This window comes from Thorsellia kenyensis, assembly GCF_042432445.1.
In the GTDB taxonomy this organism is placed as follows: Bacteria; Pseudomonadota; Gammaproteobacteria; order Enterobacterales; family Thorselliaceae; genus Thorsellia; species Thorsellia kenyensis.
Genome location: NZ_JBHLXE010000084.1, coordinates 74,919 through 82,736 on the forward strand (window position 1 = coordinate 74,919; position 7,818 = coordinate 82,736).

Sequence of the window (7,818 nt, forward strand, 5' to 3'; positions counted from 1 at the left end):
TTTCCTTGCATAATATATCACGATATCTAAATACCCTGCTATTTTTGAAGCTACTGATCATGCAACATTATGGACGGGTAATGGTGTTATAAGAGATTATCACTGTATCCGTGATAATACACATACAGTCTATCTTTGGGAGTTAAAATAATGAAAAATATACTTATCGTTTTGTTGTTTGGATTTTACTCATTGGCTATAAGTGCAAATTTTGATGAAAAACTCACTATTGATAATTTGGTTGATGAATATAAAACTTATTCTCTCGCTTATTGTATTGAAGAAAACTATAAAAAAATGGGCATAGATTTTAAGCAACTGCCATACAAAGATATTACATTAGGATTTATTGATACTGATATGGGGGTAGGTTTTGGTTTTAATACTCAACCCACCAATGTACTAGATGAGTATATTGAGATGAAGACAGGGCACTTTTATCAACCTGCTCATAAAGAGGGGGATATGTCATCAGTGAATTTAGTTATCTATCATTGTGCACATTTTTATGAGTCTCAGGAACTCAAGGACTTTCTTAAAAAACAGATTCCACTGCGTATGCAGAAGAACTGAGAAGATGATGGGCATTGAAAGGTAAGGGGATTATAACCGCCCCCTGTAAATACATAATTTACAGCCCAACAACGCACAAATTCAAAGCCTCTGCATAACAATCATCATATGCGTGGTTGTATCTACTATCCATTGCATTTTTGTTTTTTGTTGGCTAAAGGTGGTTGGTTTAATAGAACAATGTTTAAATTATAGCTCATTTATGAAACAATCGTATTGGGACATATCAAAGATAATCATGAAAAATAAATACTAAAACTAAAATTAGTCAATGCTGATAGTTAATGGCTGTAGATGGTTGCTCATTAATGTGTTTTTTTTTGCTTTTTCCAACACTTTCATCTTTTTTATGATGTCGTTTTTTATGGACTTGTTATTTTGGGTTGGTGTCCTGGTGGCTGTTATATAGCCTTACGGCTATATAACAGGTTTTGGTTTTTTATACGTGATCTATTTTGGTATCACTCTGTGCATTGCCGCTAACATGAGGGGGCTACACTAGCAGCCGTTTTTTTACTTTGCAGTTGGTAGAATTTACTTTTTGTTTGATAACTTCACACTCCTCATTCTAAGTAAGACAATAAAAAATTAACAGCATAGATTATAAAATTTTGTGACAATTGGCTTGACATCTACCGGTAGTTTATTTTTATTTATGACACTTTATTTTTGTTCAGAGAAATATATATTCTTTTATCTTTTTGAATGGTCAAAAAGAGGATAATCATTCAGAATTTCAGGTTAGATAGAAGTTTTATACTTGATGAAAGAGAGTTTCTTCATAGATATAAAATTTCAAAGACTTAAAAAAACATTCTGCTGTTATCAATAAATTGCAGAAATTTCATGAAAATTATAATGTTTTATCATATTCAAAGGTTCCATCCCATTTTGGTAATTCATTTGGTGGTAAAGGCACTATTTTATTTATGTCTGGAAATTTAAAATTTGCATCGCTATTAAGTTTATTTTTAATCGATTTATATCGATTCAACCTTTCAACATCTATTGTGTCTTGACCTAAATAGAATGCGTCTTTAGGATCCGTAATACTGAATCCATAAATTAAAGCTCTTATCGAAGCTTCATCTCCATGACGAGCACCAATTTGGTATGCTTTTATGGATTCATCATAATTTTTATCTTCTGAATAGAGATATCCAAGTCTTCCTGCCGCTTCCTGATGACCCTGAACAGCTGCACACTCAAGCATGGATTTACCAATTTCAGGTCTATAAGCAGGGTTTTGTATTCCTTGTAAGTCATAAGTTATAAGTCTAAGAGAACTAAAAATATCTCCTAGCATAGCTTGTGCTTCTTTATTACCTAAATCAGCTGCCCGTCTGTAAAATTTTAATCCTTTGATTTCATCTTGTTCAACCATAAAACCAGTACTTAAAAAATAGCCCATCTGATAGTAGCCACTACCAATATCTAATTTTATTAGTTGTTCTACCCAATATAACGCTTCTTCACTGTGTGTCATGCCTGCATTTGGCGTACCTAAACCATCAACTAGCATGTTTTGTAAATTGATCATTGCTTTAACGTGACCTAGTTTTGCTGCTTTACGATAACCAGCTACAAGAGTTTCGTCTGCTTTTGATGAATATTGATGTTCTATTTGTAAAGCTCGCATTTCTTTAAATATCGTTTCAGATTCTGAGGTAAAAGAAGGCAAACTATCTACTTCATATGTGCAGCTAAATTGAAGATTATTTTCATCAGTAGCTAAGATACTTTCGATTGCTTGTTTAGCATCACCAAAAGATTTTTTTGAACAAATTATTGTGAATATTAATAATAATGAAAAAAAAATGTTATTTTTAAATTGTTTCATAGTGCTAGCTTATCCACTTACCCAAGTTTTATTCTCACCTAAAATATAATTATCCGTAATAGGTCGATTTATTGATTTTGAATGTATCGTTATTTTTTATATAGCTATGTCAAAGATAATTGATAATATCTTTTGTTAGATCAGTCTGTGAAATTTATTGTACAACATTTGCAGAGTAAGCAAAAAATACCACACTAGCACACTACCAAACTACCACACTACCACCCACACACTAAAAGTGAATATTGCTAAAAAATTAATTCAGCATAACATGTTATGTATGTAAAGCAACCAGCTAACCAGCAGGTTAAAGCCATATCCTTACTCAGAAGTTCACTTGTTTTTACATTTAACTTAAGTCATTGTTTTTAAATGTCTAGTGATAACAAAATGGTATTAAGGCAATTAAATTAAGAAAAAAGTCTGGTCAGTAATACTATGTAGGAAGGCTATTTTAGTGCAAAAATTAATCATGCATTCATAATAAATCTTCAATATATTTCGAAAATGATGCTTATGGGTGAGGGTTAAAGCTGATTAAGGTAAAAATAGGAATTGTTATGTTTTTTTATTTATCCTGCACAACAAAGCCATTTCAGCCAACATGACTATTTGTTAATTTTTTGTATTTCCTCTTCTGTTAATTCTGATTATAAGAAAAACTCTTTATTTTTCAATGTTAATAGTATTTTAATCTTCTAATCGCAATCTATTGATAAAAGAAAGCCTTATGCTGAGATAACTTCAATTTTTAGAAACAAAAATTATCCTGATCTATATTCAGTAGGAGAGTACTAATTAAGAAATCTGGGTATTAAAATCTATTAAGTAAAACTCAAAAAACTTAAAATTACTTTCAAAAGAAGTTAATCAAAAAATATAAACTTATATGCTTTAGTAGCAATAATACTTCTTTTGTACCCTTTTAACGCAGTGCTTAAAAAAAAGTTTTATTTAGTGTAAACTGGCAATCAAACTTAATTAAATAAATGAAATGGGCTAAATATTTTTGCTAAATCTACTGATTTAAAATAGTCTATAAGATATGAATTCATATTTTAAAACCCAAGGCCCCAAGGAGGGATAAATGGTTGCAATACGCAAAATACATTTGAGTGCTAGTGGCGATTTAGATATTCAAAGTTGGTTTGATTCTTTATCTCTTTCAAATAAGGACGCTTCTTTACATCTATCAGAAATTTGGTTTTTTCTATTATCTCTAGTACAACCAAAATTTAAGTTGAACTTTGCTCCGGAAGCATTATCGGATACTTCAATTTTGTATGATCAATCCCCATCTAAGCATCTTCTCCATCAATTGCTAATACTTAGAGGCTTAGAAATGGTTGAAATCCTTGCATCTTTAAATATGGACAAGGAAACTCTTGGGGCATCATTACTTTTCCCTTGGTTACAAGAAAAAGAGATATCTCCAGAGGCCATCGAAGAAAAATTTGGTCACAAAACTTTGCAACTCATCAATGGCGTGATTCAGATGAACAATATAAGGTTGCTTAAATCTGCTGAAATAGATCGAATGAAAAGTGCTCAAATTGATAATATGCGAAAAATGCTGCTATCGATGGTGGAAGATTTTAGATGTGTCGTAATTGCTTTAGCAGATAGAATTGTTCATTTGCGTGAGGTAAAAGATGCCCCTGAAGATGAGAGGGTACTGGCTGCTAAAGAGTGTAGTTCTATTTATGCACCTTTAGCCAATAGACTTGGTATTGGACAGTTAAAATGGGAATTAGAAGACTATTGCTTTCGATACTTACAACCTGCTAAATATAAACAGATAGCATCTTTGCTCCATGAAAGACGATTAGATAGAGAAGAGTACATAAAAGAATTTGTACTAAAACTTCATGCAGCAATGGTAAGTGAAAATATTAAAGCTGAAATTTATGGCCGTCCTAAGCACATCTATAGTATATGGAGAAAAATGCAGAAAAAACATGTGGATTTTGATGAGCTGTATGATGTTAGAGCGATTAGAATAGTTGTTGAGAGATTACAAGATTGTTATGCGGCATTAGGGGTAGTGCATACTCAATTTAAGCATTTACCTAAAGAATTTGATGACTATATTGCTAATCCAAAGCCTAATGGTTACCAATCAATTCATACAGTGGTACTAGGACCTGGCGGAAAAACATTAGAAATCCAAATAAGAACACGCCAGATGCATGAGGATGCTGAATTAGGTGTCGCAGCGCATTGGAAATATAAAGAGGGAGGCGGTTCAGCCCCAAAATCATCATTAGAAGAAAGAATCGATTGGTTACGCAAATTGCTTAACTGGCAAGAAGAGATGGTTGATACAGGGGATATGCTAGAAGAAGTAAGAAGCCAAGTTTTCGATGACAGAGTTTATGTTTTTACCCCTAAGGGTGATGTTATCGATTTGCCAGCAGGTTCGACCCCTTTGGATTTTGCTTATCATATACATAGTGATATAGGCCATCGCTGTATAGGTGCTAAAGTTGCCGGTCGAATTGTTCCTTTTACTTATCAATTACAGATGGGCGATCAAATTGATATCATTACTCAAAAAAATCCTAACCCAAGTAGAGATTGGTTAAATCCACATTTAGGATATATTACAACCTCTAGAGGCAGATCAAAAGTACAAAACTGGTTTAGAAAACAAGAAAAAGATAAAAATATTTTGTTGGGCAAACAAATTTTAGAGAATGAGTTACAACATTTGTCCTTAACGTTACGTGAGGTTGAAAAATCACTACTTAAAAAGTATAACTCCCCAAGTATGGATGAGTTTCTGGCGAGCCTTGGTGCTGGCGATGTTCGTTTGCAGCAAATGATAAATTTTATACAAAATCAATTTATAAAAGTTACAGCAAAAGAAGAGGATGAAGCAGCACTTAAAATTATTAACGAAACGGTTAACCAGAATAAGGCAAAATCAGAACCCAACAATGCAAAAAATAGTGGTTTGAATTCTGGTAGAGTAGTTATCGAAAATGTGGGTAATTTGCTTCACCATCTCGCAGGGTGTTGCCAACCTATCATCGGTGACTCTATCAGTGGGTTTATTACTCAGGGAAGAGGAATTTCAATTCATCGAACCGATTGTAATCAATTAGCTGAACTGCAATCTGTTCATCCTGAAAGGATTGTTGAAGCCAAATGGGGGGAAAGCTACTCCAGCGGACATAAATTAACCCTAAGAATATCCGCCTATGATAGGAGTGGTCTATTAAGAGACATAACAACTATTTTAGCGAATGAAAAAATAAATGTATTTAATTTTAAAAGCCATAGTGACTTAAAAACTCAAACTGCAACGATTGATATGCAAATTGAAATTTATAACTTAGATGTGTTATCAAGGGCAACAAATAAAATTAAACAAATTAATGATGTAATTGAAGTTAAAAGGCTATAGTACACTGAGCTTAAAACTACACAGAAGAGTATCATCACATTTAAAATTCAGCGCATGATATAAGTGATTTATTCATGCGCAGGATAATAACTAAAGAACGTCAGGAATATCAGCAAGTAATTCTTGCAACTCACCTTTTTGATACATTTCCACAAGAATATCACAGCCACCAACTAATTCGCCTTTTACCCATAATTGAGGGAAAGTTGGCCAGTTAGCATATTTTGGTAATTCCGACCTGATATCTGGGTGCTGTAAAATATCAACGTAAGCGAAAGGCTTTTTACAAGCACTTAAGACTTGTACTGCATGGGCTGAAAACCCACAACTGGGGAATTGAGGAGAACCTTTCATGTAAAGAATAACTTGGTTTTCGGTGATTTGTTGTTTAATTTTTTCAATGATTTCAGACATGTATTTTCCTGTTGTTGCTTTATGGTTTAAGAATGTAAAGAAAGATAATTACTAACATTTTAGCCGTTTTATAATGGCAGTAATTAAAATTGTAACTTAAATATCTGTTAAACAAAAGGGATAATTAGCTATTATTATGAATAGGCTTAAAACAAATAAAGTATATTAATTTTTTGAGTAAATATTTTTAGATGTTAAATAATCAAATCTTAAGGTAAATTTAAAAATATCTTGAAATTTAGAACTAATTTATTAATAATGTCTCATTGAAAGTAATTTAAAATATTCATTAGAGTTAACTATAACTTTTAAATTTAAAAGTTATAGTTAAGTTAAAAGTAAAGTTAAATTTAAAAGTGAGATGATGATGAGTGAAACATTAAAAAGTTTAAATAATATTCGTAGTCTCAGAGCGCAAGCAAGAGAATGTTCCTTAGAAACCTTAGAAGAAATTCTAGAAAAATTTCAAGTTATTGTGGAAGAAAAAAGAGAATATGAGGCTTTGATTAAAGCTGTGGAAATTGAAAGAGAGAATAAGAAGAGAAAACTTCTAGATATTATTACGAAAGAAGGATTTGACCCCGCAGATTTATTAGATTTGACTATTGATAATCCAAAGCAAGCACGTAAATCATCTAAAAGAGAGCCGAGACCTGCAAAGTATCAATATGAATTAGTATCAGGTAAAATCAAAACTTGGACAGGTCAAGGTCGAATGCCTAGCCCAATTAAAGATGCTATTGAAAATGAAGGTAAGAAATTAAGTGATTTCTTAATTTAAAAGTGTGATCAGTATAATTAAATTTTTGTAATTTAAGTTTTAATAATTGCATGGTTCTATTAATTTAAATATGTGTTAAATTTCCGTCTTTTATTTCTACATTAATCCCAATTGATTAATGTAGAAATACGTCAAGTATATTTAATATTTACTCCATAAATGTTTTAATTTTGTACATATTATCAAATAAAAAAGTCATCTATTACTCTAATTTAAAGTTATAGTTAATTATCTTGGTTAGTACATAGATTTTATATTACCAGTTATGCGTGTTTCAAGTAACTTGCAAATGGATTGAATATAATAAAGTTTTATATTTTGATAATTTACGATAAAAGCAACTGAGTAAATTAAGTAAGCTAAAAAAAAGATTTAAGAATATAAATTAAATATACTAAAATAGAATTATAAAAAACATTAGTGCAACATTTAGTAATAGAAATTAAATTATGATTGTTTTGCCGATTAATTTGTGTTTTTTTTATTTACCCCTCGAATAAAATTAGAACTGTACAAGCCCGGATGGCTTTAAAATTTCAGTTTTATAAACAAAGTCCCCTGATTCACCTAACTGTTACTAGATTTATTCATAGTGTAAGGCTGAGTCACATATCGTACCAATAAACACAGTTAAACCAAATTTTCCTTCTGGGTCCAATTCTTTTTGTATTTTTCTCAATATGATTAATACCAATTGGCATATCGGTATCATTGATAAAATATTCTACCGTTGGGTCATTTGTAAGTACTTAAGGTCATAAATTAATCAATTTGGGTTTATTTAGCTGTACAACCATATAA

General features: G+C 31.4%; 5 protein-coding genes. 3 read left to right on the forward strand and 2 right to left on the reverse strand.

Features of this window, described 5'->3' with window-relative positions; translation table 11 throughout:
- Positions 1-150: 150 nt before the first annotated feature.
- Entirely contained in the window at positions 151-573 is a 423-nt protein-coding gene (locus tag ACFFIT_RS07500; protein ID WP_385877040.1) for a hypothetical protein, read from the forward strand.
- A gap of 853 nt (positions 574-1,426) precedes the next feature.
- Here the strand turns inward: ACFFIT_RS07500 and ACFFIT_RS07505 are convergent.
- Complete coding sequence (locus ACFFIT_RS07505; protein WP_385877041.1) at positions 1,427-2,413, reverse strand: SEL1-like repeat protein; 987 nt, start codon at positions 2,411-2,413, stop codon at positions 1,427-1,429.
- A 1,087-nt stretch (positions 2,414-3,500) separates the two neighbouring features.
- Between ACFFIT_RS07505 and relA the strand changes: the two genes are divergently transcribed.
- Positions 3,501-5,822, forward strand: coding sequence for a GTP diphosphokinase (gene relA / locus ACFFIT_RS07510; RefSeq protein ID WP_385877042.1), 2,322 nt, complete (start codon positions 3,501-3,503; stop codon positions 5,820-5,822).
- Between the two features lie 90 nt (positions 5,823-5,912).
- Here the strand turns inward: relA and grxD are convergent, their stop codons facing one another.
- Complete coding sequence (grxD, locus tag ACFFIT_RS07515) at positions 5,913-6,236, reverse strand: Grx4 family monothiol glutaredoxin (RefSeq protein ID WP_385877044.1); 324 nt, start codon at positions 6,234-6,236, stop codon at positions 5,913-5,915.
- A gap of 367 nt (positions 6,237-6,603) precedes the next feature.
- Between grxD and ACFFIT_RS07520 the strand changes: the two genes are divergently transcribed.
- On the forward strand, positions 6,604-7,017 hold the full coding sequence (locus ACFFIT_RS07520) for an H-NS family histone-like protein (RefSeq protein ID WP_385877045.1): 414 nt from the start codon (positions 6,604-6,606) through the stop codon (positions 7,015-7,017).
- Positions 7,018-7,818 lie beyond the last annotated feature (801 nt).